The sequence below is a fragment of the Streptomyces sp. NRRL F-525 genome (assembly GCF_000716605.1).
In the GTDB taxonomy this organism is placed as follows: Bacteria; Actinomycetota; Actinomycetes; order Streptomycetales; family Streptomycetaceae; genus Streptomyces.
The window spans coordinates 127,216-151,117 of record NZ_JNXE01000042.1 but is presented as its reverse complement, the minus strand read 5'-3'; the positions used below and the strand labels follow the sequence as shown (position 1 = coordinate 151,117).

General features: G+C 71.0%; 23 protein-coding genes. 5 read left to right on the top strand and 18 right to left on the bottom strand.

Going from position 1 to position 23,902, the window contains the following annotated elements; translation table 11 throughout:
* Nucleotides 1-14 precede the first annotated feature (14 nt).
* From OO69_RS40625 to OO69_RS40610, 4 genes are read right to left on the bottom strand one after another with little or no spacing between them, the layout of a single operon-like run.
* A complete protein-coding gene (locus tag OO69_RS40625; RefSeq protein WP_033285961.1) occupies nt 15-374 on the bottom strand; it encodes an MmcQ/YjbR family DNA-binding protein in 360 nt (119 codons plus the stop codon).
* A complete protein-coding gene (locus OO69_RS40620; protein ID WP_033285960.1) occupies nt 371-1,678 on the bottom strand; it encodes a hemolysin family protein in 1,308 nt (435 codons plus the stop codon). Before OO69_RS40620 ends, OO69_RS40625 begins: the two co-directional genes overlap by 4 nt.
* A 21-nt stretch (nt 1,679-1,699) precedes the next feature.
* Nucleotides 1,700-2,197 (bottom strand): rRNA maturation RNase YbeY, encoded by a 498-nt coding sequence (gene ybeY, locus OO69_RS40615; RefSeq protein ID WP_033285959.1) that lies wholly within the window; start codon nt 2,195-2,197, stop codon nt 1,700-1,702.
* 12 nt (nt 2,198-2,209) lie between these two features.
* The gene (locus OO69_RS40610; RefSeq protein ID WP_033285958.1) at nt 2,210-3,265 is read right to left on the bottom strand and encodes a PhoH family protein; all 1,056 of its coding nucleotides are present in this window, start codon (nt 3,263-3,265) and stop codon (nt 2,210-2,212) included.
* 315 nt (nt 3,266-3,580) lie between these two features.
* Between OO69_RS40610 and OO69_RS40605 the strand changes: the two genes are divergently transcribed.
* Nucleotides 3,581-4,306: an FAD binding domain-containing protein gene (locus OO69_RS40605; RefSeq protein ID WP_033285957.1), complete on the top strand. Its 726-nt coding sequence runs from the start codon at nt 3,581-3,583 to the stop codon at nt 4,304-4,306.
* Nucleotides 4,307-4,351: 45 nt separating this feature from the next.
* Here the strand turns inward: OO69_RS40605 and OO69_RS40600 are convergent, their stop codons facing one another.
* The 3 genes from OO69_RS40600 to OO69_RS40590 form a co-directional block, all read right to left on the bottom strand.
* The gene (locus OO69_RS40600; protein WP_033285956.1) at nt 4,352-5,509 is read right to left on the bottom strand and encodes a carbohydrate kinase family protein; all 1,158 of its coding nucleotides are present in this window, start codon (nt 5,507-5,509) and stop codon (nt 4,352-4,354) included.
* A gap of 188 nt (nt 5,510-5,697) precedes the next feature.
* Nucleotides 5,698-6,987: a glucarate dehydratase family protein gene (locus OO69_RS40595; RefSeq protein WP_033285955.1), complete on the bottom strand. Its 1,290-nt coding sequence runs from the start codon at nt 6,985-6,987 to the stop codon at nt 5,698-5,700.
* A complete protein-coding gene (locus OO69_RS40590; protein ID WP_033285954.1) occupies nt 6,984-7,931 on the bottom strand; it encodes a 5-dehydro-4-deoxyglucarate dehydratase in 948 nt (315 codons plus the stop codon). Before OO69_RS40590 ends, OO69_RS40595 begins: the two co-directional genes overlap by 4 nt.
* Nucleotides 7,932-8,037: 106 nt before the next feature.
* Here OO69_RS40590 and OO69_RS40585 point away from each other — a divergent pair, with 106 nt between their 5' ends.
* Nucleotides 8,038-8,820 carry an IclR family transcriptional regulator gene (locus OO69_RS40585; protein WP_033285953.1) on the top strand — a complete coding sequence of 261 codons (783 nt, stop codon included), beginning with the start codon at nt 8,038-8,040 and terminating at the stop codon, nt 8,818-8,820.
* 462 nt (nt 8,821-9,282) lie between these two features.
* A complete protein-coding gene (locus OO69_RS40580; RefSeq protein ID WP_033285952.1) occupies nt 9,283-10,587 on the top strand; it encodes an MFS transporter in 1,305 nt (434 codons plus the stop codon).
* 181 nt (nt 10,588-10,768) lie between these two features.
* Here OO69_RS40580 and OO69_RS40575 read toward each other — a convergent pair whose 3' ends face one another.
* The 10 genes from OO69_RS40575 to hrcA all read right to left on the bottom strand — a co-directional run bounded on the left by OO69_RS40575 (nt 10,769) and on the right by hrcA (nt 21,563).
* Nucleotides 10,769-11,761: an adenosine deaminase gene (locus OO69_RS40575; RefSeq protein WP_033285951.1), complete on the bottom strand. Its 993-nt coding sequence runs from the start codon at nt 11,759-11,761 to the stop codon at nt 10,769-10,771.
* 20 nt (nt 11,762-11,781) lie between these two features.
* Nucleotides 11,782-12,687, bottom strand: coding sequence for a ribonuclease Z (locus OO69_RS40570; RefSeq protein WP_033285950.1), 906 nt, complete (start codon nt 12,685-12,687; stop codon nt 11,782-11,784).
* Nucleotides 12,688-12,693: 6 nt separating this feature from the next.
* On the bottom strand, nt 12,694-13,047 hold the full coding sequence (locus OO69_RS40565; protein ID WP_033285949.1) for a histidine triad nucleotide-binding protein: 354 nt from the start codon (nt 13,045-13,047) through the stop codon (nt 12,694-12,696).
* A gap of 95 nt (nt 13,048-13,142) precedes the next feature.
* Complete coding sequence (locus OO69_RS40560; RefSeq protein WP_033285948.1) at nt 13,143-16,361, bottom strand: S41 family peptidase; 3,219 nt, start codon at nt 16,359-16,361, stop codon at nt 13,143-13,145.
* A gap of 45 nt (nt 16,362-16,406) precedes the next feature.
* The gene (locus tag OO69_RS40555; RefSeq protein WP_234444659.1) at nt 16,407-16,967 is read right to left on the bottom strand and encodes a hypothetical protein; all 561 of its coding nucleotides are present in this window, start codon (nt 16,965-16,967) and stop codon (nt 16,407-16,409) included.
* An 88-nt stretch (nt 16,968-17,055) separates the two neighbouring features.
* A complete protein-coding gene (locus OO69_RS40550) occupies nt 17,056-17,448 on the bottom strand; it encodes a VOC family protein (protein ID WP_033285946.1) in 393 nt (130 codons plus the stop codon).
* A 16-nt stretch (nt 17,449-17,464) separates the two neighbouring features.
* On the bottom strand, nt 17,465-18,217 hold the full coding sequence (locus OO69_RS40545; RefSeq protein WP_033285945.1) for a 16S rRNA (uracil(1498)-N(3))-methyltransferase: 753 nt from the start codon (nt 18,215-18,217) through the stop codon (nt 17,465-17,467).
* Nucleotides 18,214-19,290 (bottom strand): nitronate monooxygenase, encoded by a 1,077-nt coding sequence (locus OO69_RS40540; RefSeq protein ID WP_033285944.1) that lies wholly within the window; start codon nt 19,288-19,290, stop codon nt 18,214-18,216. The genes OO69_RS40545 and OO69_RS40540 overlap by 4 nt, the downstream gene beginning before the upstream one ends.
* Nucleotides 19,291-19,412: 122 nt before the next feature.
* Nucleotides 19,413-20,546, bottom strand: a complete 1,134-nt coding sequence (dnaJ, locus tag OO69_RS40535) for a molecular chaperone DnaJ (RefSeq protein ID WP_033285943.1) — start codon at nt 20,544-20,546, stop codon at nt 19,413-19,415.
* Nucleotides 20,547-21,563, bottom strand: coding sequence for a heat-inducible transcriptional repressor HrcA (gene hrcA, locus OO69_RS40530; protein ID WP_033285942.1), 1,017 nt, complete (start codon nt 21,561-21,563; stop codon nt 20,547-20,549).
* A gap of 173 nt (nt 21,564-21,736) precedes the next feature.
* On the opposite strand from hrcA, the gene OO69_RS40525 reads away from it, so the two are divergent.
* Together OO69_RS40525 and OO69_RS40520 are read left to right on the top strand one after the other, a co-directional pair.
* Complete coding sequence (locus OO69_RS40525) at nt 21,737-22,459, top strand: MBL fold metallo-hydrolase (RefSeq protein WP_033285941.1); 723 nt, start codon at nt 21,737-21,739, stop codon at nt 22,457-22,459.
* Nucleotides 22,460-22,493: 34 nt separating this feature from the next.
* Complete coding sequence (locus OO69_RS40520; protein ID WP_033285940.1) at nt 22,494-23,303, top strand: DUF3097 domain-containing protein; 810 nt, start codon at nt 22,494-22,496, stop codon at nt 23,301-23,303.
* Here OO69_RS40520 and OO69_RS40515 read toward each other — a convergent pair.
* Nucleotides 23,281-23,859, bottom strand: coding sequence for a Uma2 family endonuclease (locus OO69_RS40515; protein WP_033285939.1), 579 nt, complete (start codon nt 23,857-23,859; stop codon nt 23,281-23,283). The two genes, OO69_RS40520 and OO69_RS40515, sit on opposite strands and share 23 nt — an antisense overlap.
* Between the last annotated feature and the right edge of the window lie 43 nt (nt 23,860-23,902).

The following is a 23,902-nucleotide window of genomic DNA, read 5'->3' as shown; positions in this document are numbered from 1 at the left end:
CCGCTCACCGGGATTTACGGCCGGTCGAGCCGCAGCCGCTCCGCCCTCGGGAGACCGGCCACGACCAGGTCGTACGAGTCCTCGATCAGTTCCTTGAGGAGCCGGTCCGGGAGTCCGCCGTCCACCGTCACGGTGTTCCAGTGCCGCTTGTTCATGTGGTACCCGGGGATGATCAACCCCTCGTGCTCCTCCCGGAGTCGGATCGCGTCCTCCGGGTCGCACTTGAGGTTGACCGTGAGGGGACGGCCGTCCAGGCGGGTCAGGGCGAAGAGCTTGCCGAGAACCTTGAAGACGGACGTGTCCGGGTTGAAGGGGAAGTCCTCCACCGTCGCGTTGAACGACAGGCAGAACGCGCGCAGTTCCTCGGGGCTCACTCCGGCTTCGTCTCCTCCTCGGCCGGGCCGTCCGGATCCACCGGCTCGACCAGCACCGTCACGATCTTGTTCCGCCGCCCGGCCGAGGCCTCCGCCGTCAGGCGCAGTTCGCGCCCGTCCGGCAGTTCTACGACCGAGGAGGCACCGGCGATCGGGACCCGGCCCAGGGCCTTCGCCAGCAGCCCGCCGACCGTCTCCACGTCCTCGTCGTCGTAGGCCTCGAAGCCGTACAGCTCGCCGAGGTCTCCGATGTCGAGGCGGGCGGTGACCCGGTAGCGGTCGTCGCCCAGCTCCTCCACCGGAGGGAGTTCCCGGTCGTACTCGTCGGTGATCTCGCCGACGATCTCCTCCAGGATGTCCTCGATGGTGACGATGCCGGCCGTGCCGCCGTACTCGTCGATGACGACGGCGACGTGGTTGCGCTCCTGCTGCATCTCGCGCAGCAGGTCACCGGCGTTCTTGGTGTCCGGGACGAAGGTCGCGGGGCGCATGGCCGTCGAGACCAGTTCGGACTCGGCGTCGCGGCTGATGTGCGTCTTGCGGACCAGGTCCTTCAGGTACACGATCCCGACGATGTCGTCCTCGCTCTCGCCCGTGACCGGGATGCGCGAGAAGCCGGAGCGGAGCGCGAGGGTGAGGGCCTGGCGGATCGTCTTGTAGCGCTCGATGACGACGAGGTCGGTGCGCGGAACCATCACCTCGCGGACGAGGGTGTCGCCCAGCTCGAAGACGGAATGCACCATGCGGCGCTCCTCGTCCTCGATCAGGGACTCCTTCTCGGCGAGGTCCACCAGCGCGCGCAGCTCGGCCTCGGAGGCGAACGGGCCGCGCCGGAAGCCCTTTCCAGGCGTCAGCGCGTTGCCGATGAGGATCAGCAGGTACGGGATCGGGCCCATGATCCGCGCGAGCGGCAGCAGGACGTACGCCGCCGCCGTGGCCGTGTTCAGCGGGTGCTGGCGGCCGATCGTGCGCGGGGAGACCCCCACCGCGACGTACGACACGAGGACCATGACGCCGATCGCGGCGAGCAGCGCGGGCGCGGTGCCGTGGATGACGTGCAGGCACTCGTAGGTGACGAGCGCGGCGGCGGCCATCTCGCAGGCCACCCTGACCAGCAGGGCGACATTGAGGTAGCGGGTCGGGTCGGCGGCGACCTGCGCGAGCTTGGCGCTGCCGCGCCGACCGGACCGTACGGCCTCCTCGGCGCGGAAGCTGGAGACGCGCGCGAGGCCCGCCTCCGCGCAGGCGGCGAGCCAGGCGACAACGACAAGGGCGATGGCCCCGACGACGATCTGAGGACTCATGAGATGGGGTGACCCGCTGCCCTAGGAGACCGTCGGTGCCGGGGACGGGCCGGTGTGGCCCTTCTCCGCGCGCCAGCCGTCCACGATGGCGGCCTGGAGACCGAACATCTCGGCCTTCTCGTCCGGCTCCTCGTGGTCGTAGCCGAGGAGGTGCAACACACCGTGGACGGTGAGGAGTTGGAGCTCCTCGTCCATGGTGTGCTGCGTCTCGGCCTCGGCCCCCTGCTTCGCGGCGACCTCCGGGCACAGCACGATGTCACCGAGCAGCCCCTGCGGAGTCTCCTCGTCGTCCTTGCTCGGCGGACGCAGCTCGTCCATCGGGAAGGACATGACATCGGTCGGCCCTGGCAGGTCCATCCACTGGATGTGGAGCTGCTCCATGGCGTCCTCGTCCACGACGATCACCGAGAGCTCGGAGAGCGGGTGGATGCGCATCCGCGCGAGGGCGTAGCGGGCGATGTCGAGGATCGCCTGCTCGTCGACCTCGGTTCCGGACTCGTTGTTGACGTCGATCGACATGGTCGTGCTGATCTACTTCCGCTTGTCACGGGCACCCTTGTGGGTGCCGTTCTCCGTACCGTTCTCGCTGTCGTACTTCTCGTACGCGTCGACGATACGGCCGACCAGCTTGTGCCGGACGACGTCCGCCGACGACAGGCGGGAGAAGTGCACGTCGTCGAGGCCCTCCAGGATGTCCTGCACCTGCCGCAGCCCCGACTTCGTGCCGCTCGGCAGGTCGACCTGCGTCACGTCACCGGTGATCACGATCTTCGACTCGAAACCGAGCCGGGTGAGGAACATCTTCATCTGCTCGGGGCTCGTGTTCTGGGCCTCGTCCAGGATGATGAAGGCGTCATTCAAGGTGCGACCCCTCATGTATGCCAGCGGCGCCACCTCGATCGTCCCCGCCGCCATCAGCTTCGGGATCGACTCCGGGTCGAGCATGTCGTGCAGCGCGTCGTACAGGGGGCGCAGGTACGGGTCGATCTTCTCGTAGAGGGTGCCCGGGAGGAAGCCCAGGCGCTCGCCCGCCTCGACTGCGGGGCGGGTCAGGATGATCCTGCTGACCTGCTTGGCCTGGAGGGCCTGGACCGCCTTGGCCATGGCGAGGTAGGTCTTGCCGGTGCCGGCGGGGCCGATGCCGAAGACGATCGTGTTCTTGTCGATCGCGTCGACGTACCGCTTCTGGTTGAGGGTCTTGGGGCGGATCGTGCGGCCTCGCGAGGACAGGATGTTCTGGGTGAGCACCTCGGCCGGTGTCTCCTCGGGACCATCCCCGTTCTCACTCGCCCGCAGCATGGCGATCGAGCGTTCCACTGCGTCCTCCGTCATCGGCTGCCCGGTGCGCAGCACCAGCATCATCTCGTCGAACAGGCGCTGGACGAGGGCGACTTGGCGGGCGTCGCCGACCGCGCTGATCTCATTGCCCCGGACGTGGATGTCGGCCGCCGGGAAGGCCTTCTCGATCACGCGCAGGAGGGCGTCTCCGGACCCCAGGACGGTGACCATCGGATGCTGGGCGGGGACGGTGAACCGTGCCTTCGCCTGCTCCTGCGCGGGGGTGTGAGCTGTGGGTGTCTGAGTCATGGGCCGGCTCTGTAGGCCTTGCTCGTCCTCCTCGAAAAGACTCGCCCGCCACAAGGGCGGCCTGGTGATTCCAGGGTACGCCGGGCCACTGACAACGCCGTAGGGCTTTTCGGTGACCGTCGGGCCACGAAATCCGGGCCTGTCGCGGGAGCGGGTCCGGCGCAGGGGAGGCGCGCGGGGTGCCGCCGTGAGCCCTGTTCGCGCCCCCTCGCTTGTACGGACAATGTGCTGTGTCAGCCAAGTGTCAGCAGGAGGTCCGGCCGGTGGGCCGTGGCTCCCACCGCCGGGCCGTACAGGGAAAGCAGGTCGGCCGCTGTGTTCGTGCGTCTGCCCACGTCCGTGTCCGAAGCGCAGGAGTGCCTGGTCGAGGGGGCGGTGCCCGTCGGCGGGGCGACGCTCGTGTGGGCCTCGTGGCAACGGGACGGGTTCCCCGAGCAGGCGGTGTCCCTGCGGGAACTGCCCGAGGCGAAGGTGATCGGGGACGGGACGCTGGGCGCGGCCGTACTGCTGCACGAGATCGACGAGCGGGTGCCGGAGGTGCTGCGGCGGGCCGCGGCGGGCGTCGGAACCGGGGCCGTGCGCCGGACCGCCACCGTCGGCGGCAACATCGTCGGCAGCACGCTGCGCTGTCTGCTCCCCGCCGCGCTGGTGCTGGACGCGCGCGCGGTCGTCCTGGAACCGGACGGTCCCGTCGAGACCGACCTCGCCGAGCTGCTCGCGAAGCGGCCGGTGCTGTTGAGTCTGCGCTGGCCTGAGCCGGTCGCGAGCGGCTATCGCAAGCTGACCGGTGTGCTGCGGGGCGAGGTTCCGTTCGTGGTCGCGGTGGCGGTGGGAGCGGCGGAGGACACGGAGGCGCGCGTCCTGCGGGTCGCGGTCCGTGACGGCTACGACGTGCTCAGCGAGACCGTCCCCTACGACACGGACACCGGCCGGATACTCCGCGCCCTGGCCCTGACACCGCTCGGCACGCTGCCCGAGGCGGTCTTCGAGGCCGTACGGGAAGAGGTCACCGGTGTGCTGGAACGTGCGGGGGCCCGCTGAGCCGGAACGGTTCGCCTCCGGGACTCCGGGGCCTCGTTGCCGCTCCTAGGTGGACCGGCCGAACCCGATCGTCGGCACCGCCCGGCGCAACGGCCAGGGGCTGCCGCTGCCCCGCTCCTCCGGTACGAGTCCCGCCAGGAACGCGTACCGGCGCAGGGCCGCCGGGTCCTGGCCCTCGACCGACTGCACCTTGCGCCACCAGGCGCCGAGCTCGGACCAGCCCGGTGCGGACAGGGAGCCACCGAACTCCTGGACGGAGAGGGCGGCGGTGAGTCCGGCGAAGGCGAGCCGGTCGGCGAGCGGCCAGCCCGCCAGGGTGCCGGTGACGAAACCGGCCACGAAGACATCGCCCGCGCCGGTGGGATCGAGCGCCTCGACGGCGATCGCCGGGACCTCGGCGGACTCCCCCGTACGACGGTCGACGGCGTACGCGCCGTCCGCGCCGAGGGTGACGACGGCGAGCGGTACGTGTTCGGTCAGCGCGTGGGCGGCGGCGCGGGGGCAGTCGGCGCCGGTGTAGCGCATGGCCTCCTCGGCGTTCGGCAGGAACGCCTCGCAGTGCGCGAGGTCGGCGAGTCCGGCGAGGTCCCAGGCGCCGGTGTCGTCCCAGCCGACGTCGGCGAAGATCCGGGTGCCCTCGCTCGCGGCCTGGGCGACCCAGGGGGCCTGCTTGCCGGGGGTGAGCGAGGCGACGGCGGCACGCGCGCGTGGCGGGCAGTCAGGTGCGCCGCCCTGCCCGAACACGACCTCCGGGGGCGGCTCGTGACCGTGGGACACCATCGTGCGCTCACCCTCGTACGCCATCGACACGGTGACCGGCGAGTGCCAGCCGGGCACCGTACGGGAGGCGGAGAGGTCGATGCCCTCGCCCTGCTGCAACGCGTCCCAGCAGTACTCGCCGTAGTGGTCGTCGCCGAAGGCCGCGGCGAGCGAGGTCCGCAGCCCGAGCCGGGCCAGCGCGGTCGCCATGTTGGCGACTCCACCGGGGCTGGACCCCATCCCGCGCGCCCAGGACTCGGTGCCGCGCACGGGTGCGGACTCGAGCCCGGTGAAGATGATGTCGAGGAAGACGGTGCCGGTGAGGTACACGTCCCAGGGCGGATCGTCCGCCGCACGCAGCCCGGCCAGCGGGTCGACCCCGCAGGACGGCCCTTCGCTGCGGGACGACGGTCCCTTTCCGGTGGACGCGTTGGACGCGGTCACGGTGCGCTCCCTGACGTGATACGGATCAGGCCAGTGTGCACCACCACGCGCGCGTGAGGGCGGCTCCCGCACCGGGACCACCCGTCGCACCGGTACCGGCCAACCGCAGGTCCGGGCTCTACGGTGCCTGCCGCCCCCGGTGACGGCCCGGGCACCGGTCCCGCACCGGGCGCGTCCGGATCCGGCCGCTACCAGCGCGGCATCGACGGCGTGACCCACTCCGGGTCCGTGATCCGCATCGCGGCCGCGTCGTCGCGCTCGCGGAGGGCGCCGTCGTCGTCGAGCCAGCGCCGGTGCAGGAACTCCAGCTTGGCGCGGTCGAGTTCGACGCCGAGGCCAGGGGCGTCGGAGACGGTCACCTTGGCGTCGGTGAAGGTGAGGCGTTCGGTGAGGACGTCCTCCGACTGCCAGGGGTAGTGGGAGTCGCAGGCGTGGTGGAGGTTGGGGACGGTCGATGCGACGTGGGTCATCGCGGCGAGGCTGATGCCGAGGTGGGTGTTGGAGTGCATGGAGATGCCGACGCCGAACGTGCGGCAGATGGCGGCCAGTTGCTGGGTGTTGCGCAGTCCGCCCCAGTAGTGGTGGTCGGAGAGTACGACCTGTACGGCGTCCTTCGTGAAGGCTTCCTTGATCTCGGCGAACGTCGTCACACACATGTTGGTGGCGAGCGGCACGTCGGTCCCGGCGGACACCTCGGCCATCGCGGGGGTGCCCAGCGCCGGGTCCTCCAGGTATTCGAGGACGTCCCCGAGTTCCTTCGCGACCTTCAGCGAAGTCTCCACGGACCAGGCGCCGTTGGGGTCCAGGCGCAGGGGATGGTCGGGGAAGGCCGCCGCCAACGCCCGTACGGCGGCGATCTCCTCGTCGGGCGGGAAGACCCCGCCCTTGAGCTTGAAGGAGGTGAAGCCGTACCGCTCCTTGAACTTCCGTGCCTGCTCGACGACTCCGGCCGGGTCGATCGCGGCGCCCCAGTCGTCCTTCTCGCTCGCGATGCCCTCGGGGTGGTCGGCCCACTTGTAGAACAGGTACGCGCTGTACTCGACCGCGTCCCTCAACTTGCCCCCGAGCAGGGCGTGTACGGGCAGTCCGAGCGTCTTGCCGAGGGCGTCGAGGCAGGCGACCTCGAAGGCGGAGACGACGGACAGGCGCAGCTTGTCGGCGGTCTGGACACCGCGCAGTCCGCCGACATCGACCTGCCCGGAGACCCGCGAACTGTCGACGGCCAGCTCGTCCGCGACCGTGAACAGACCGTTCAGGTCACTGACTTGACGGCCGATCAGCTTTCCGGCGAAGGGGCGGGCCAGTTCCAGGTACTTGGTGTCGCCGTAGGTCTCGCCGAGTCCGGTGATCCCGTCGGCCGTCTCGATCTCGACGATCAGGCGCGGGGTGTAGGGCTGGTGGACGCCCTGGGTGTTCAGCAGCGGCGGATCCGCGACCAGGATCGGGGTCAGGCGGACGTCGGCGATGGTGAGGTTCACAGCGCGGCTCCTACGAGGTCGAGTCCGGTGGCGAGCAGGGTCGTAAGTTCGGCGAGGTCGGCGGCCGAGGGATCGGTGAGCGGGGCGCGTACGGGTCCCACCGGCTGGCCGCGCAGCCGGGCCGCCGCCTTGACCAGCGACACGGCGTATCCCGGTACGCGGTCGCGGAGTTCGACGAGGGGGACGTAGAAGTCGCGCAGCAGTTTCTCGATGGTCTTGTCGTCGCCGTCCTGCAATGCCGCGAAGAAGGCGTTCGCGATCTCGGGGGCGAAGGCGTGGACGGCGGAGGAGTAGGCGGGGACGCCGACCGTGGCGTAGGCGCGGGCCTGGATCTCGGCGGTCGAGGCGCCGTTGAAGAAGAGGAAGCCCTCGGGGGCGGCTAGCGTGAGGCGTTGGAGGCGGTCGAGGTCGCTGTGGCCGTCCTTGAGGCCGATGACGCCGGGGATCTCCGCGATTCGCCTCAACGAGCTTGCGGTGAAGGCGACTTGGCCGCGCTGGTAGGCGATGAGCGGGAGCCGGGTGCGGGCGGCGAGCTGCTCCAGCTGGGCCACCAGGCCGTCCTGCGGGGCGGCTACGAGGTAGTGCGGGAGGACGAGGAGTGCGTCGGCGCCGGCCTCCTCGGCGATGCGGGCGAAGCGGGTGGCCTGTGCCCAGCCGTAGCCGACACCGGCGACGACGGGGACGCGGCCGGCCGCCTCCTCGACGGCGATGGTGACGACCGTGCGGTACTCGTCCTCGTCCAGCGAGAAGAACTCGCCGGTGCCGCAGGCCGGGAACACGGCGCCGGGGGCGGTGGCGATCCGGGCCGCGACATGGGTGCGGAAGCCGTCCGGGTCGAGGGAGCCGTCGTCGTGGAAAGAGGTCAGCGGGAAGGAGAGCACGCCGCCCGCCATCCCGTCCCGGAGCCTGCGCACCACGGTCTCCGTGTCGCCGTTCACTGCCATCTCCCTATGTAGACGTCATCCACGTATGAAGACAGAGGTTAGATACGCGAACCGCGACCGTCAATGGGGCAGCCGGTCCTTGGACCCCGCTCGCTACGATCGGTGCATGTCAGAGCCCGGTGGCGTCCGCGAGGTGAAATCCGCCGCCCGTACGGTCGAGCTGCTCGAACTGCTCGCCGCGCGCGGTGACCGTCCCGCGCGCCTCCAGGAACTCGCCGACGAGCTGGGCGTGCCGCGCAGCTCGATGTACGCCCTCCTCCAGACCCTCATCGCGCACGGCTGGGTCCGCACCGACATCACCGGCTCGCTCTACGGCATCGGCATCCACGCCCTGCTCACCGGCACGACCTATCTGGACTCCGACCCGCGCGTGAGGGTCGTACGGCCGTATCTCGACGAGGCGTCCCAGGCGCTGGGCGAGACGATCCATCTGGGGCGGCTGGACGGGCGGGATGTTGCGTATCTGGCTACGCGGGAGTCCCACGAGTACCTGCGGACGATCAGCAGGGTGGGGCGGCGGCTCCCGGCCCATGTCGGCGCCCTGGGCAAGGCGCTGCTCGCCGAGCGGCCGGACGCGGAGCTGCCCTCCGGGCCGTACGAGGCGGCTACCCCCAACACCCATACCTCCCGGGAGGCGTTGGCCGCGGACCTCGCTTCGATCCGCGCCCGGGGTTACTCGGTCGACCGTGAGGAGGGAGTCCTCGGGATCGTCGGTTTTGGCTTCGCCCTGCGGTACGACAACCCGCCGCTGGATGCGATCAGTTGCTCGGTGCCGGTGGCTCGGCTGACGCCGGAGCACGAAGGGGAGATCGTGGCGGTGATGCGGGAGGTCCGGGCGAAGATCGAGAGTGCGTCGGCTGCGGCGGGTGGGGCTGTGCACTGGCGGTAGTGGGCGCGCCTTCCGGGGGCTGCGCCCCCAGACCCCCGCATCGGCCCTGAAGGGGCCTCGTCCTCAAACGCCGGACGGGCTGAGTATTGCGGGCCTGCGTTGAGAGGTTGCCGGGCGGGCTGAATGTGCGGGCCTGCGTTGAAAGGCGCAGGAGCTGAAAGGCGCCGCACAGGCCGAGCGTGCCGGCCCGCGCCGAGACCTTCCAGCCGAACCGAGCGTACTGGCCCGCTGGCCTGCACCAAGACGCGCCGTACGGGCCGAACGACGCCCCCGGCACCACAAATTCGGCGCTCGTTTACCCGACTCCCCCGACCCCAAACTGAACGTGCCCCAGATCACACCCCCCGCCCTTCTTTCGCGAACCGGGTGCTTGATACAAATTGGCCGCGCGTTCCTGTCCGTCGACGGTCGTCGCCCAATCCCCTTTTTGAGCCGCTTCTTTCGCATGCCCTGGGAACGCCCGTGTTCGCCCGCAGCACCACCACGCCCTGGCCCCTCGTCGCCCTTTTCACGGCCGGGTATCTAGCCCCCTACCTCCTCCCCACCACCGTCGGCAGACTCGACGCGGGACTGCCGCTCTCCGCCACGCAGGCCGGTGCTGTCGGCAGTGCGCTGCTGCTGAGTTCCGCCGCGGCGGGGTTCCTGCTCGCCTCGCGCGTCGAACGGGTCGGCCCGCGCACGCTCGCGCGGATCGGCCTCGCGCTGGCCGTTCTCGGATACGGCTCGGCCGCGCTCACCCACGCCGTCCCCGCGGTCATCGCGGGCGCGGTGGTCGGCGGGTTCGGATCGGGTACGGCCACCACGGTCGCCGCCTCCGGGATCGCCGCCGAACGGGACCCCCATCGCGCTTCCACGCTCGGCCTGTTGTGCGTGTCGGCGCTCGCGGGTGCCGTCTACCTGACCGTCCCGCACCTCGGCGCGGGCCACGGCCAGCCGCTCGCCGCGATCGCCCTCACCGCACTCGCCGTATGGCCACTGACCGGACGCCTCCCGGTCCGTACGACGACGGCGCACACGCGCGTGGAGACCACCGGACTCCCCCACCGCCGCGCCGGACTCGTCCTCGCCGGCACCCTGCTCTGCTGGTCCCTCGCCCAGAACTCCCTCTGGGGCGTCAGCGGCCGCATCGGCATCAACCAGGCGCACCTCTCCGAGGTCACCGTCGGCGCGGTCTTCGCGATCGCGCTCGGCACGGGGCTGGTGGGCGTGATCGGCGCGGGCGCGCTCGGGGCCCGGCTGGGGCGCGCGGTGCCGATCGGCGCGGGGACCGCGCTCATCGCGGGCTGCATCGTGCTCAGCGCGTCCGCACACGACCTGAGGACGTTCGCGACCGGCGAGATCGCCTGGAACACCCTCTACCCGATCGTCCTGTCCTACGTCCTCGGCCTCGCCGCCTCCCTTGATCCGCGCGGCCGTTGGGCCGTCCTCGTCGGCTCGGCCTCGTCGCTGGGTACGGCGGCGGGCCCCCTGGCAGGCAGCGTGCTGTCGGCACGGGCCGGGTTCCCCGCGATGGGCGCGATCCTCGCGGTCGGGCTGGTCGTGATCACCGTGCCGATGACCGGGGTCGCCCTCCACACCGGCGGCCGCCTCCTGGTACCCGGCACGGTCCGGCGACGCGGAGGCACCCCGGCCGCCGTCATCGCCTCGTCGACCGGCTCCCCCGAGCAACCGGTCGTCGAGATCCCCCTGGACACCCCGGCCCTCCCGGCACAGGGCGCCTACGACACGGCGGGCCCCCGGCAGGCGGCCACAGCAACCGGCGGCTGACCAGCACACCGACACACGCCCAGGCCCAACCCCCAGGGGCGCGGGGAACTGCGCGACCAGCCCCCACCGGCCACGGCCACGGGCGGCTGACCAGCACACCGACACACGCCCAAGCCCAATCCCCCAGGGGCGCGGGGAACTGCGCGACCAGCCCCCACCGGCCCGCAGCTTCACCACCCGCCTACAGGAACTCGTACGCCTCCACCTCGGCCAGATAACGACCCCGCCGCTCCTCGTCGTCCTCCAAGAAGGACGCCACAAAGGAGTTCCGGGCCAGCTCACGCAGCCTCTCCTCGGTCAGGCCCAGCGCCGAGCGAACCGCATCGAAGTTGTCCCCCGCATACCCCCCGAAGTACGCCGGATCATCGGAGTTCACCGTGCAGAGCAGCCCCGCGTCCAGCATCGCCGGCAGCGGGTGCTCGGCAAGGACGTCCACCGCTCGCAACCGGACGTTAGACAGGGGGCAGAGCGTCAGCGGAATCCGGTCCCGCACCAACCGCGCCACCAGCTCCGCGTCCTCCATGCACCGCAGCCCATGGTCGATCCGCTCGACCCCCAGAACATCCAGCGCCTCGGTGATGTAGGCCGGCGGACCCTCCTCACCGGCGTGCGCGACCCGTCGTAGACCCAGCGCGGCAGCGGCCTCGTACACCTCGCGGAACTTCACCGGCGGGTGGCCGACCTCGGCCGAGTCGAGGCCGATGCCGGTGATGCGGTCGAGGTACGGCTTCGCGGCCTCCAGGGTCCGCAGCGCCGAGTCGGCGGACTCGTCGCGCAGGAAGCACAGGATCAGGCGGGTCGAGATGCCGTGGTTCGTCTCGCTGCTGCCCAGCGCCCGCCACAGGCCCTCCACCACCGTGCCCATGTCCACGCCCCGGGCGATGTGCGCCTGCGGGTCGAAGAAGATCTCCGCGTGCCGGACGCCCTGCGCGGCGGCGCGGGCGAGATAGGCGTTGGCGAGGTCCTCGAAGTCCCGCTCGGTGCGCAGGACGGCCATCAGCTCGTAGTAGAGGTTCAGGAAGGTCTGGAGGTCCTCGAAGAGGTACGCCTTCCGGAGTTCCTCGGTGTCCGCGTACGGCAACTCGACGCCGTTGCGGGCCGCGAGCGCGAAGGCCAGCTCGGGCTCCAGGGTGCCTTCGATGTGCAGGTGCAGTTCGGCTTTGGGAATGGGCATCGAAGTATCGTACGGGTGTTTTACCGCCGTTTCGGAACCGGCACCCTGAGTAGATCGTGCGCCACGGTCAGCTCCCCCTCGAACCCCGCGGCCCGCGCCTGCCGCTCGAACTCCTCCGGCTCGGAGTAACGCTGGCTGAAGTGGGTGAGGACCAGGTGTCGTACGCCTGCTTCCTGCGCGACCCTCGCCGCCTGCCCGGCCGTCAAGTGGCCATGGTCCACGGCCAGTTGCTCGTCCTCGTCCAGGAACGTCGACTCGATCGCCAGGAGGTCACAGCCCTCCGCGAGCACCTCCACCCCCTCGCAGAGCCGGGTGTCCATGATGAACGCGAAACGCTGGCCTCGGCGTACCTCGCTGACGTCGTCGAGGGTCACGTCACCGAGCGTTCCCTCGCGCTGGATGCGGCCGACGTCCGGGCCCTTGATGCCGTGCGCGGCCAGGCGGTCGGGGAGCATGCGGCGGCCGTCGGGTTCGGTGAGGCGGTAGCCGTAGGACTCGACGGGGTGGGAGAGCTTGTGGGTCTCCAGGGTGTACGCGGGAGTGGTGGCCAGTACGCCGTCCTCCGACACCGGGGACTCCGTGATGCCCACCGTCTCGCGGTACGCCGTCGCGTAGCGCAGGCGGTCGAAGAAGTGCTGGCCCGAGTGCGGGTAGTGCGCCGTGATCTCGTGCGGGACGCGGTCCAGGTTGATGCGCTGGATGACGCCCGCGAGGCCGAGGGAGTGGTCGCCGTGGAAGTGGGTGACGCAGATCCGGTTCAGGTCGTGCGCTGCCACCCCGGCGCGCAGCATCTGGCGCTGGGTGCCCTCGCCGGGGTCGAAGAGGATGCCCTCGCCGTCCCAGCGGAGGAGGTAGCCGTTGTGGTTGCGGTGGCGGGTGGGGACCTGGCTCGCCGTGCCGAGGACCACCAATTCACGTACGGACATGGTGAGTTATCCGGGCGGCCACTGCATGCCGCGGCCGCCCATGACGTGGGCGTGGGCGTGGAAGACGGTCTGGCCCACGCCGCTGCCGGTGTTGAAGATGACGCGGTAGCTGTCGAGCTTTTCGTCGGTTGCCACCTCGCCGGCCTCGCGGAGTACGTCTGCGGCGATTGCCGGTTCGGCTGCGGCGAGGGAGGCGGCGTCGGGGTAGTGGACGCGGGGGATGACCAGGACGTGGGTCGGGGCCTGGGGGTTGATGTCCCGGAACGCGACGGTGGTGGGTGTCTCTCGGATGATCGTCGCGGGGATGTGGCCTGCGATGATTTTGCAGAACAGGCAGTCGTCCTGCGGGGCCCCTGACATGTGGGTTTCCTCCGAGGCTGGGGGTGATTTACGCGTGCATCGTACGTCGTCGGGTGCGGGTGCGTGGGGGCTGAGCGCGCAGTTCCCCGCGCCCCTTAGGTGGGCAAGGTTGGCGGGGTTTTTGCGGGAACGGTCTCCAGGGACTCCAGCGCCAAGCGGATTGCCTCGTCCAGCTGGGCGTCCCGTCCCGCCGCGTAGTCCTGAGGGCGCTGCACCACCTCTACGTCCGGATCGACGCCGTGGTTCTCGACCCCCCACCCGTAACCCTCAAGCCAGAACGCGTACTTGGGCTGGGTGATCAAGGTCCCGTCCACCAACCGGTACCTGCTGTCGATGCCGATCACGCCGCCCCACGTGCGCGTGCCTACCACCGGGCCGATGCCCAGCGCCTTGATCGCCGCGTTGACGATGTCGCCGTCGGAGCCGGAGAACTCGTTCGCTACGGCGACCACGGGGCCGCGGGGTGCGTCCTCGGGGTAGCTGTAGGGGCGCATGCCGCGCGGGAGGTCCCAGCCGACGATGCGGCGGGCCAGTTTCTCTACGACCAACTGGGACGTGTGGCCGCCGCGGTTCTCGCGGACGTCGACCACCAGGCCCTCGCGGGCCACCTCCACGCGCAGGTCGCGGTGGATCTGGGCCCAGCCGGGGGCCTGCATGTCGGGGACGTGGAGGTAGCCGAGGCGGCCGTTGGACTTCTCGTGGACGTAGGCGCGGCGGTCGGCGACCCATGCGTGGTAGTAGAGGGGTTCCTCGTCCGCGAGGGGGACGACGACCGCGTGGCGTGGGTCTCCGCCGCCTGCCGGGGAGATCGTCAGCTCGATGGGTTTGCCCGCCGTGCCGACGAGCAAGGGGGCGGGGCCCGTCACCGGGTCCACGGGCTGGCCCGCCACCGCGAGGATCGCGTCTCCCGCGCGGACCGCTACGCCGGGGGCCGCGAGCGGGGCGCGGGCGTGGGGGTCGGAGGTTTCCGAGGGCAGGATGCGGTCGATGCGCCAACTGCCGTCCTCGTGACGGGAGATGTCCGCGCCGAGCAGACCCTGGCGCTCGCCGTGGCCGTAGCCGCCGCGCGGGGTGACGTAGGCGTGCGAGGTGCCGAGTTCGCCGTGCACCTCCCAGAGGAGGTCCACCAAGTCGTCGTGGGTGGCCACGCGGTCGAGGATCGGGCGGTAGCGGTCGAGGACGCCGGTCCAGTCGACGCCGCTCATGTCCTCGCGCCAGAAGTTGTCGCGCATGATGCGGCCGGTCTCGTCGAACATCTGGCGCCACTCGGCGGCCGGGTCGACGGTCTGGCGGATGCGGGACAGGTCGACGTTGATGTTCGAGTCGTTGTCGTCGTCCTCGGAGGAGGCGCGGCGGTCGCTCGGGACGACCCGCAGTTTGTGGTCGGTCCAGAGCAGGACGCGTTTGCCGTCGCCGCTCACCTCGAAGTGGTCGGCGTCCCCGGCGAGGTGCTCGATGCGCTGCTGGGCGAGGTCGTAGCGCTCCAACTCCGTTTTGGGGTCCGGGTCTTCGGGGGTCGCGCGGGTGGCGCCGAGGACTCCCTGGACCGGGTGGCGCAGCCACAGGACGCCGTCCTTGGCCGTGCGGAGGTTGGAGTAGCGGCCGGCCTCGACCGGGAAGGCGACGATGCGGTCGGCGAGGCCTTCGAGGTCGACGCGGGTGGTGGGGCGGCCCTCGCTGTCGGGGGTCTCCTCCTTGTCGGGGGCCTCGAAGGGGCGGCCGTGCCGCTGCGGGCCGAAGGGGGACGGGGTCGTCGCGGCGAGGGTGATCAGGTGCGGGCGGTCGCCGACCACGAAGGCCAGGTCGAAGACGTGCTCGTCGTAGACCGGGTCGAAGGAGCGGGTGGAGAGGAACACCAGGTGCTTGCCGTCGAGGGTGAAGGCGGGGGCGTAGTCCTGGAAGCGGAGGGGGGTGGCCTCCGTCACCGACAGGTCTGTGGTGTTGGCCAGCTTGAGCTGGCGGAGGGGGCGCGGGCCCGGGTGCGACCAGGCGAGCCAGGTCGAGTCCGGGGAGAAGGCGAGGCCCGACGCGTCGCCGTCCTCGCTTCGGTCGACCTCGCGGACCTCGCCGGTCTCGCGTTCGACGAGGAGTACGCGGCCGTCGTGCGACGCCACGGCGACCCTGCTGCCGTCGGGGGCCACGGTGAGGGCGAGGACGCGGCCGAGCTGTCCGGCGGCGAGTCTGCGCGGGGTGGCGCCGGGGGCGAGGCCGGTGGCGGGGGCGAACTCCAGGGCGTCGTCGCCCTCGGCGTCCGTCACCCACACCACCCACTCCTCGCCGTCGGTGCGAAAGGTGCGGGGCAGCCGGGCGCGGACGCCGGGGGTGGCCGCCAGCGCGCGGGCCGGGCCGGAGCGGTGGGTGACCCAGTGGACGGCGCCGCGTACGGCGACCGCGCTGCCGCGCGCGGTGTGGTCGGGGGACGCGGATCCGAACCAGCGGGCCGCGGGCACCGGGAACGGCTGCTGGTCGATGCGCTGGCCGCCGAGGCGGATGTCGAGGCGGCGCGGTTCGGCGCCGTCCAGGTCGTCGAGGAGCCAGAGTTCACCGGCGGAGGAGTAGACGATCCGGGTGCCGTCGCCGGACGCGTGCCGGGCGTAGAAGCCGTCGAGGGGGGTGTGGCGGCGGAGGTCCGAGCCGTCCGCGAGGGAGGAGTACAGGGCGCCGGTGCCCTCGTGGTCGGAGAGGAACGCGATCCGCTCCCCCGCCCACACCGGGTACTCGAGGTTGCCGTCCAACTCCTCGTGCAGGCGCGTGAATTCGCCGTCCCCGTCGCGGTCGATCCACAACTTGCCCGCCGTGCCGCCCCGGTAGCGCTTCCACCAGGCGGCCTCGCGGCCCATCGGCGCGGAGAGGAGGACCGTGCCCGGTTCGCCGATGGCCACGTCGCCGACCCAGCCGTACGGGAGGGTCGTCGCCGGTCCGCCGTCCAGCGGGACCGAACGCGCCCAGCTGCGGCGGAGGTTGGCCTGGCCGTGGGTGGTGACCACCAGGACCTCGCCGTTCTCCGTCCAGCCGCGTACCTGGGTGCGTGAACTGCCCCAGTACGTCAGGCGTTTGGCGGGGCCGCCGTCGACCGGGGCGATGTGCACCTCGGGGGCGCCGTCGCGGGCGGAGGTCCAGGCGACCGTCGTGCCGTCGGGCGAGATGCGGGGGTGGGTCACCGGCACGTTCTCCGCGCTGACCCGCCAGGCCCGGCCGCCGCTGTCGAGGGACGCCAGCCACACGTCGTCCTCGGCGGTGAAGGCGACCAACTCGCCGTGCAGGTGCGGGAAGCGGAGATAGGCCTGGGCTGCGGACGCTGAGGGCTGAGTCACCTGATCAGGTTATGCACCGGCGCTATCCGCCGACAGCCCTTTGGATCACTTGCCCTCGACAGGCCAGCAGGTCGGGTCGCCCTTGCACCAGATCGTCTTGGTGACCGTGACGGTCGGTCCGGGGCCGTAGGTCAGCGTCGGATTGGGGTTGTTCACGGACGACGGCGTCGCCGCGTTGCAGTCGCCGAGCCCGGTGACGTGGAAGACCTGTTTGCCGGCCACCTTGGCGACCAGGTCGCCGCGCACACACGCGCCGTCGACGGCCCGGGTGACCTTGCCGGTGACGGTGATGTCCCGGTTGTCGCTGGTCTGCCCCTGGCAGTCGACGCTGACGACCGTGGTCTCGGTCGGCGAGGGCGTCTTCCCGGGCGTGTAGGCCTTGTTGTTGCTCCCGTAGTTGCCCGTGCAGGTCAGCCAGCGCACGCTGACATGGTCCCGCTTGAGCTCCGCGGTCGCCGTCTTGTCGGTGGTGTACGCGACGGTCGCCGAGCTGAGATCGCCCGGCTGGCACGCGACGGCCCCGCCCACGGCCACCACCGCGAGCCCCGCCACAGCGGCCACCCGCCGCCCGCGCGGCCGAAGCAGGTTCCGTCTCAACACCCTCATGGGCGGCAGCCTGTCACCGTCGGAGCGCGCGCGGAAGAGCGCATACGGCCACCCGCGCGCCGGGGGCGCAATTCCCCGGCGGATCACCTCACCCGCGCAGCAGCAGCCACTCCTGAAGCTCCACCACATTGCCCTCGGGGTCCTTGAGATGGGCGACCCGCATCCGGTCCGTCATCGGCGCGGGACCGTGCAGCAGCTCCGCGCCCCGGGCGGTGATCTGCCCGCAGTACCCGTCCAGGTCGTCGACGCGCAGGACGACCAGCGAGCGGTGCCCGGTCGCCAAGTCCCCGAGTTCGCCGAGGACTTGGGCCATCATCGCGCGGTCCTGGAGCGCGATCCCGGCGGACCCGATCGCGGGGCTGAACTTCTCGTACGGTCCCTCGGCCGCCCCCGACTGGGGCTTCAGGCCGAGGACGTCGGCGTAGAAGCGGTAGCAGGCGGTGAAGTCGGTGACGAGCAGCCGTACTTGGGCGAGTTCCACGGCGATCCCCCCTGGTTCAGGACCAGCGTCCGGTACGGCCCAGGAGCAGGGCGGTCGCCGCGGTCCCGGCCGTCGATGTACGCAGCACGCTACGCCCGAGGCGGTAGGCCTTCGCCCCCGCGTCCTCGAAGAGGGCCAACTCCTCGGGGGAGACGCCTCCTTCGGGGCCCACGACCAGCACGATCTCGCCCTCGGTGGGGAGTTCGGCGGTGGCCAGAGGCTCGCTGCCGTAGTCGCGGTCCTCGTGCAGGACGGCGGCGAAGTCGGCTTTGGCCAGAAGTGCCGCAACCTGTCTGCTCGTTGCCGCGTCCGCGACCTCCGGGAAGCGCAGCCGGCGGGACTGCTTGCCGGCCTCGCGTGCGGTGGCCCGCCACTTGGCGAGGGCCTTGAGACCCCGCTCGCCCTTCCACTGCGTGATGCAACGGGAGGCCGCCCAGGGGACGATCGCGTCGACGCCGGTCTCGGTCATCGTCTCCACGGCCAGTTCGCCGCGGTCGCCCTTGGGGAGGGCCTGGACGACGGTGATACGGGGAGCGGGCTCCAACTCGACGGGGAAATCGTGGAGTTCGACGATCAGGCGGTCCTTGCCCTCGGCCCTGAGGACCACACCGGAGGCGCCCCGGCCCTGTCCGTCCGTGAGGACGACGTCCTCGCCCGGCTGCAGCCGCCGTACGGAGACGGCGTGCCGTCCCTCGGGGCCGGCCACCTCGGTGACGGAGCCGGGGGTCGCGCCCTCCAGGGACTCGACGACGAACACCGGCGCGGTCATCGGAGGTCGCCCCCGGTCGACAACGCTGTCCGGGCGGAGGCCAGTTCGGCGACCAGGACCTCGACCAGTTGTCCTGCGGGCAGCTCGCGGGCCATGCGGTGGCCCTGGCCCGCCCACAGCGCCATGCCCTGCGGATCGCCGGACGCGGCGGCCTGCTTGCGGAGCGGGGAGGTCAGGTGGTGGATCTCCGGGTACGCGGCGGGGGCGTAGGGGCCGTGCTCGCGCATGAAGCGGTTGACCAGGCCGCGGGCCGGGCGGCCGGAGAAGGCGCGGGTCAACTCGGTGCGGGTGAACAGGGGGTTGGTGAGTGCCTGCTTATGCAGGACGTTCGCGCCGGACTCGGGGGCGGCGAGGAACGCCGTGCCGAGCTGGGCCGCGCTCGCGCCGGCCGCGAGGGCCGCGGCGATCTGGCTGCCGCGCATCAGACCGCCGGCGGCGACGATCGGGAGGTTCACGGTCTCGCGGATCTGGGCGACGAGGGAGAGCAGGCCGAGGCTCGCGCCGTCGTTCTCCGGGAGGTCGCGGTGGGTGCCCTGGTGGCCGCCGGCCTCGACGCCCTGCGCGATCACCGCGTCGGCACCGGCCCGCTCCACGGCGAGGGCCTCCTCGACGGTGGTCGCGGTGACGAGGGTGAAGGTGCCGGCCCGGCGCAGCGAGTCCAGCACCTCGGGCGTCGGGACGCCGAAGTGGAAGGAGGCCACCGGCACCGGGTTGTCGAGCAGGACGGACAGCTTGGCGTCGTAACCGTCCTCACGGCCGCTGTCCGGGTCGCCGAGCTCCGTGTCGTACCACGTGGCCTCGCCAGCCAGCTGGTGGGCGTAGACGTCGACCGCGGCCTTGTCCGCGTACTCCGGCTGCGGCATGAAGAGGTTCACGCCGAAGGGGCGGGCCGTCAGGCTCCGCAGCTGCTTGATCTCCTGGTACATGCCGTCGGCCGTTTTGTACCCGGCGGCGAGGAATCCCAGCCCGCCGGCCTCGGCCACGGCGGCCGCGAGGCGCGGGACGGAGACACCGCCCGCCATCGGGGCCTGCACGATCGGATGAGGGAAGAGATCGGTCAGTGCGGAGGACATGACGGCATGTTGTCACGTCCTTTGAACAAGTCCGAATCCGGCCTTGGCGCTGGCACATGCCAGTACTTTCGGCCGGTCCGGCACGGAGGAGGGGGTCCGGGGGCGGCTGCCCCCGGACCCCCTCAGCGACCGTTGAAAGCGTCCTTGAGGCGCGAGAACAGCCCCTGCTGACCCGGCTGGAACGTCCCCATGGGGCGCTCCTCGCCGCGCAGCTTGGCCAGTTCGCGGAGCAGACGCTCCTGCTCGACGTCCAGCTTGGTCGGGGTGGTGACCTCGACGTGCACGATGAGGTCGCCCCGGCCGCCGCCGCGCAGGTGCGTGATGCCCCGGGTGTGCAGCGGGATCGACTGGCCGGACTGGGTGCCCGGGCGGATGTCGACCTCCTCCATGCCGTCGAGCGTCTCCAGCGGCACCTTGGTGCCGAGGGCCGCCGCCGTCATCGGGAGGGTGACCGTGCAGTGCAGGTCGTCGCCGCGGCGCTGGAACATCGCGTGCGGCAGCTCGTGGATCTCGACGTACAGGTCACCGGCGGGGCCGCCGCCGGGGCCGACCTCACCCTCGCCCGCGAGCTGGATCCGCGTGCCGTTGTCCACGCCCGCCGGGATCTTGACCGTGAGCGTGCGCCGCGAGCGGACGCGGCCGTCACCGGCGCACTCCGGGCACGGCGTCGGCACGACCGTGCCGAAGCCCTGGCACTGGGGGCAGGGGCGGGACGTCATGACCTGGCCCAGGAAGGACCGGGTCACCTGCGAGACCTCACCGCGACCGCGACACATGTCACAGGTCTGCGCGGAGGTGCCGGGAGCCGCGCCTTCACCGTTGCAGGTGTTGCAGACGACGGCCGTGTCGACCTGGATGTCCTTCGTCGTACCGAAGGCAGCCTCGTCGAGCTCGATCTCCAGCCGGATCATGGCGTCCTGGCCGCGGCGGGTGCGCGAGCGCGGTCCGCGCTGCGACGCCGTGCCGAAGAACGCGTCCATGATGTCCGAGAAGTTCCCGAAGCCACCGGCCCCGAAGCCCGCGCCCGCGCCGCCCGCCTGCGAGAGGGGGTCGCCGCCGAGGTCGTAGACCTGCTTCTTCTGCGGGTCCGAGAGCACCTCGTAAGCGGCGTTGATCTCCTTGAACCGCTCCTGGGTCTTCGGATCCGGATTCACGTCCGGGTGCAGCTCGCGCGCGAGCCTACGGAAGGCCTTCTTGATCTCATCCTGCGACGCGTCGCGACGCACGCCGAGAACGGCGTAGTAGTCCGTGGCCACTTAGGACTCCGCCAGGATCTGTCCGACGTACCGTGCCACTGCGCGTACCGCTCCCATCGTTCCCGGGTAATCCATGCGGGTCGGTCCGACCACGCCTAGCTTGGCGACTGCCTCGCCGCCCGAACCGTAGCCGACCGACACCACCGACGTGGAGTTGAGTCCCTCGTAGGCGTTCTCATGACCGATCCGTACGGTCATGCCCGAATCCCCCGCCTCACCAAGCAACTTGAGGAGGACGACCTGCTCCTCCAGAGCTTCCAGGATGGGGCGGATGGTGAGGGGAAAGTCATGTCCGAAGCGGGTGAGATTGGCGGTGCCGCCGATCATCAATCGCTCCTCGGTCTCCTCGACGAGGGTCTCCAGGAGGGTGGAGAGCACCGTCGCGACCGTGCCGCGGTCCTCGGCCTCGAAGGCCTCCGGCAGGTCCTGCACGAGCAGCGGTACGTCCGCGAAGCGGCGGGCCGCGACCCGGCTGTTGAGCCGCGCGCGTAGATCCGCGAGCGAGCTCTCCCCGAAGGGCGCCGGGCAGTCGACCATGCGCTGCTCGACCCGCCCGGTGTCGGTGATCAGCACGAGCATCACGCGCGCGGGAGCCAGCGACAGCAGCTCCACGTGGCGGACGGTCGAGCGGGTCAGGGACGGGTACTGCACGACGGCGACCTGCCGGGTGAGCTGCGCGAGCAGCCGTACCGTACGGCCGACGACATCGTCGAGGTCGACCGCGCCGTCGAGGAAGTTCTGGATCGCCTTGCGCTCGGGGCCGGTCATCGGCTTGACGCCGGCGAGCTTGTCGACGAAGAGCCGGTAGCCCTTGTCCGTCGGGATGCGCCCCGCGCTGGTGTGCGGCTGGGCGATGTAGCCCTCGTCCTCCAGGGCCGCCATGTCGTTGCGCACGGTCGCCGGGGAGACGCCGAGGCTGTGCCGCTCGGTGAGCGCCTTGGACCCGACCGGCTCCTCGGTGCCGACATAGTCCTGGACGATGGCGCGCAGCACCTGAAGCCTGCGTTCGCTGAGCATCGCGCACACCTCCAGTTCTGGTCGCCGTTTTGTTGCCGGGCTGCCCTTTCCTGGCACTCTGTGCGCGTGAGTGCCAGCGTTCCCCGGCCCAGTGTACGGCCGTGAGGTACACCCCGGGCAAGGCCGGTCCTGCGATGTCACGCCCGGAGTGCCGTCACCGTTAGCGTCGCCGTATGAGGGTGACTTGGGAAGAGGCGGGGTGGGAGCGGCTCGCGGACGGCGTGGGCCGGTGCCGGCTGCCTGGCTGGGACTGCACGGTCGGGCTGGTCGTGGGGGCGGGCTCGGCGCTGCTGATCGACGCGGGGTCGAGCCTGGCGGAGGGCGCGCGGTTGCGCACAGAGGCGCGGGCGCTCGCCGGTCACGCTGTGACCCATCTCGCGCTCACCCACGCCCATTTCGACCACGTCTTCGGGGCGGCGGAGTTCGCGGGCGCGGAGGTGTACGGCGCGGTGGGCGTGGAGCGCGTGCTCACGGATGAGCGGGAGGCCCTGCGTGCGGACGCGGTCGAAAACGGCCTCCACGCACGCGTGGCCGACGAGGCCGTAGCCGCTCTGGCGTACCCGCGTCACCTGGTGTCGACCGCGTTCACACTCCCCCTGGGCAACGACCGACAGGCCAGACTCGCGAACGTCGGCCCCGGACACACGCCCCACGACCTGGCGGTCCTGGTCCCCGGCTCCCGCCCGGTCGTCTTCTGCGGCGACCTGGTCGAGGAGTCAGGCGAACCGCAGGCGGGCCCGGATGCGGTTACGGCGCTCTGGCCTGAGGCGCTCGACCGGCTCCTCTCCCTGGGCGGGGAGGACGCGCTGTACGTTCCCGGTCACGGAGCGGTTGTGGACGCGGGGTTCGTACGGGCCCAACGGGACTCGTTGGCAACGCGTTTCGGCGTGTCGTGACGGCCGTCGCCCCGGTTCTCCTATCGTCATCCGAATGCGCCAGTACTCCGCCGACCTGACCCCACCGTGGAAGAAGCCCAAGCCGGCCCCCGAGGTCCCCGCGGAGGCGGGCCTGGTGGTCGAGGAGCCGGGCACCGGTTTCTGCGGCGCGGTGATCCGCTGCGAGGCCGGCACGGTCACCCTGGAGGACCGCTTCGGCAAACACCGGGTGTTCCCGATGGAGCCTCGGGGCTTCCTGCTGGAGGGCAGGGTGGTGACCCTGGTGAAGCCCGTGTCGAGTCCGCTACGGCCCACTCGTACGGCGTCCGGCTCGGTGGCCGTCCCGGGTGCACGCGCGCGTGTGGCCCGCGCCGGGCGGATCTACGTCGAGGGGCGCCACGACGCCGAACTCGTCGAGCGGGTCTGGGGCGACGACCTGCGCATCGAGGGCGTGGTGGTCGAGTACCTGGAGGGCGTCGACGACCTCCCGTCGATCGTCGCGGAGTTCGATCCCGGCCCGGACGCGCGGCTGGGCATCCTGGTGGACCACTTGGTGCCGGGCACCAAGGAGTGGCGCATCGCCCAGTCGGTCACCAGTGAGCACGCCCTGGTCGTAGGCCACCCGTACATCGACATCTGGGAGGCCGTGAAACCGTCCTCCGTGGGCATCACCGCCTGGCCCCGCGTCCCGCACGGGCAGGACTGGAAGACGGGGGTGTGCCGGGCCCTGGGTTGGCCGGAAAACACCGGTGCGGTGTGGCAGGCGATTCTGGCCAAGGTGGGGTCGTACAAGGATCTGGAGCCGGAACTGCTGGGGCGGGTGGAGGAGTTGATCGACTTCGTCACGGTCGGCGGTGAGGCCTGACTCCGGGAAGCGTGCCGAACCCACTGGTATCCAACTCGACGTCGAGCAGGTCCAAGGGCACGGGGTCGCCGAACTTGGTGATGCGTTGCACCTGATAGTCGGCCGCGTCACCCACACCTTGGGGTTCGGTGAGCAGCACGCATTGGGCCATGACCGGGTCAACGATCAGATAGGCCGGTACTTTGCCCGCGGCGTAGACCGAGCGCTTGACGCCGTAGTCCCGGTCGACGCTGGTCTTGGAGACGACCTCGACCACCAAGGTGATCAGCCGACACGGCAGCAGGCGCCCTGACTCCGGGCTGACGCCACGCTCCAGCACGACCAAGTCCGGTACCGGCTCGCTGGCTTCGTCGATGATGTCAACGTCCTGAGTCTGCAGCCGCTCCCAACGCCGATGCGGGATCTGGTCCTGCACCTCCGCGACGATCCGGTTGTGCACCAGATCAGGGCTGGACATCATCACGACTTCCCCCCGGAGAAGCTCTGCCTTGATGCCGTCGGGAGGCTCGAACCCCGCGAAGAAATCGGCCATCCCACGCTCATCCACAGCGGTCATCTCCGTGGTCCTCCACATCCGCCGCGTTCTGTCGACGGCAGCC

Coding starts and splice junctions, on each gene's coding strand:
- OO69_RS40590 (WP_033285954.1), bottom strand. CDS start 7,931: ATGGCAGTGAACGGCGACACGGAGACCGTGGTGCGCAGGCTCCGGGAC.
- OO69_RS40540 (WP_033285944.1), bottom strand. CDS start 19,290: ATGTCCTCCGCACTGACCGATCTCTTCCCTCATCCGATCGTGCAGGCC.
- OO69_RS40620 (WP_033285960.1), bottom strand. CDS start 1,678: ATGAGTCCTCAGATCGTCGTCGGGGCCATCGCCCTTGTCGTTGTCGCC.
- OO69_RS40545 (WP_033285945.1), bottom strand. CDS start 18,217: ATGACCGCGCCGGTGTTCGTCGTCGAGTCCCTGGAGGGCGCGACCCCC.
- ybeY (WP_033285959.1), bottom strand. CDS start 2,197: ATGTCGATCGACGTCAACAACGAGTCCGGAACCGAGGTCGACGAGCAG.
- OO69_RS40610 (WP_033285958.1), bottom strand. CDS start 3,265: ATGACTCAGACACCCACAGCTCACACCCCCGCGCAGGAGCAGGCGAAG.
- OO69_RS40570 (WP_033285950.1), bottom strand. CDS start 12,687: ATGTCCGTACGTGAATTGGTGGTCCTCGGCACGGCGAGCCAGGTCCCC.
- OO69_RS40555 (WP_234444659.1), bottom strand. CDS start 16,967: ATGAGGGTGTTGAGACGGAACCTGCTTCGGCCGCGCGGGCGGCGGGTG.
- OO69_RS40520 (WP_033285940.1), top strand. CDS start 22,494: ATGCGCCAGTACTCCGCCGACCTGACCCCACCGTGGAAGAAGCCCAAG.
- OO69_RS40525 (WP_033285941.1), top strand. CDS start 21,737: ATGAGGGTGACTTGGGAAGAGGCGGGGTGGGAGCGGCTCGCGGACGGC.
- hrcA (WP_033285942.1), bottom strand. CDS start 21,563: ATGCTCAGCGAACGCAGGCTTCAGGTGCTGCGCGCCATCGTCCAGGAC.
- OO69_RS40585 (WP_033285953.1), top strand. CDS start 8,038: ATGTCAGAGCCCGGTGGCGTCCGCGAGGTGAAATCCGCCGCCCGTACG.
- OO69_RS40575 (WP_033285951.1), bottom strand. CDS start 11,761: ATGCCCATTCCCAAAGCCGAACTGCACCTGCACATCGAAGGCACCCTG.
- OO69_RS40565 (WP_033285949.1), bottom strand. CDS start 13,047: ATGTCAGGGGCCCCGCAGGACGACTGCCTGTTCTGCAAAATCATCGCA.
- OO69_RS40515 (WP_033285939.1), bottom strand. CDS start 23,859: ATGACCGCTGTGGATGAGCGTGGGATGGCCGATTTCTTCGCGGGGTTC.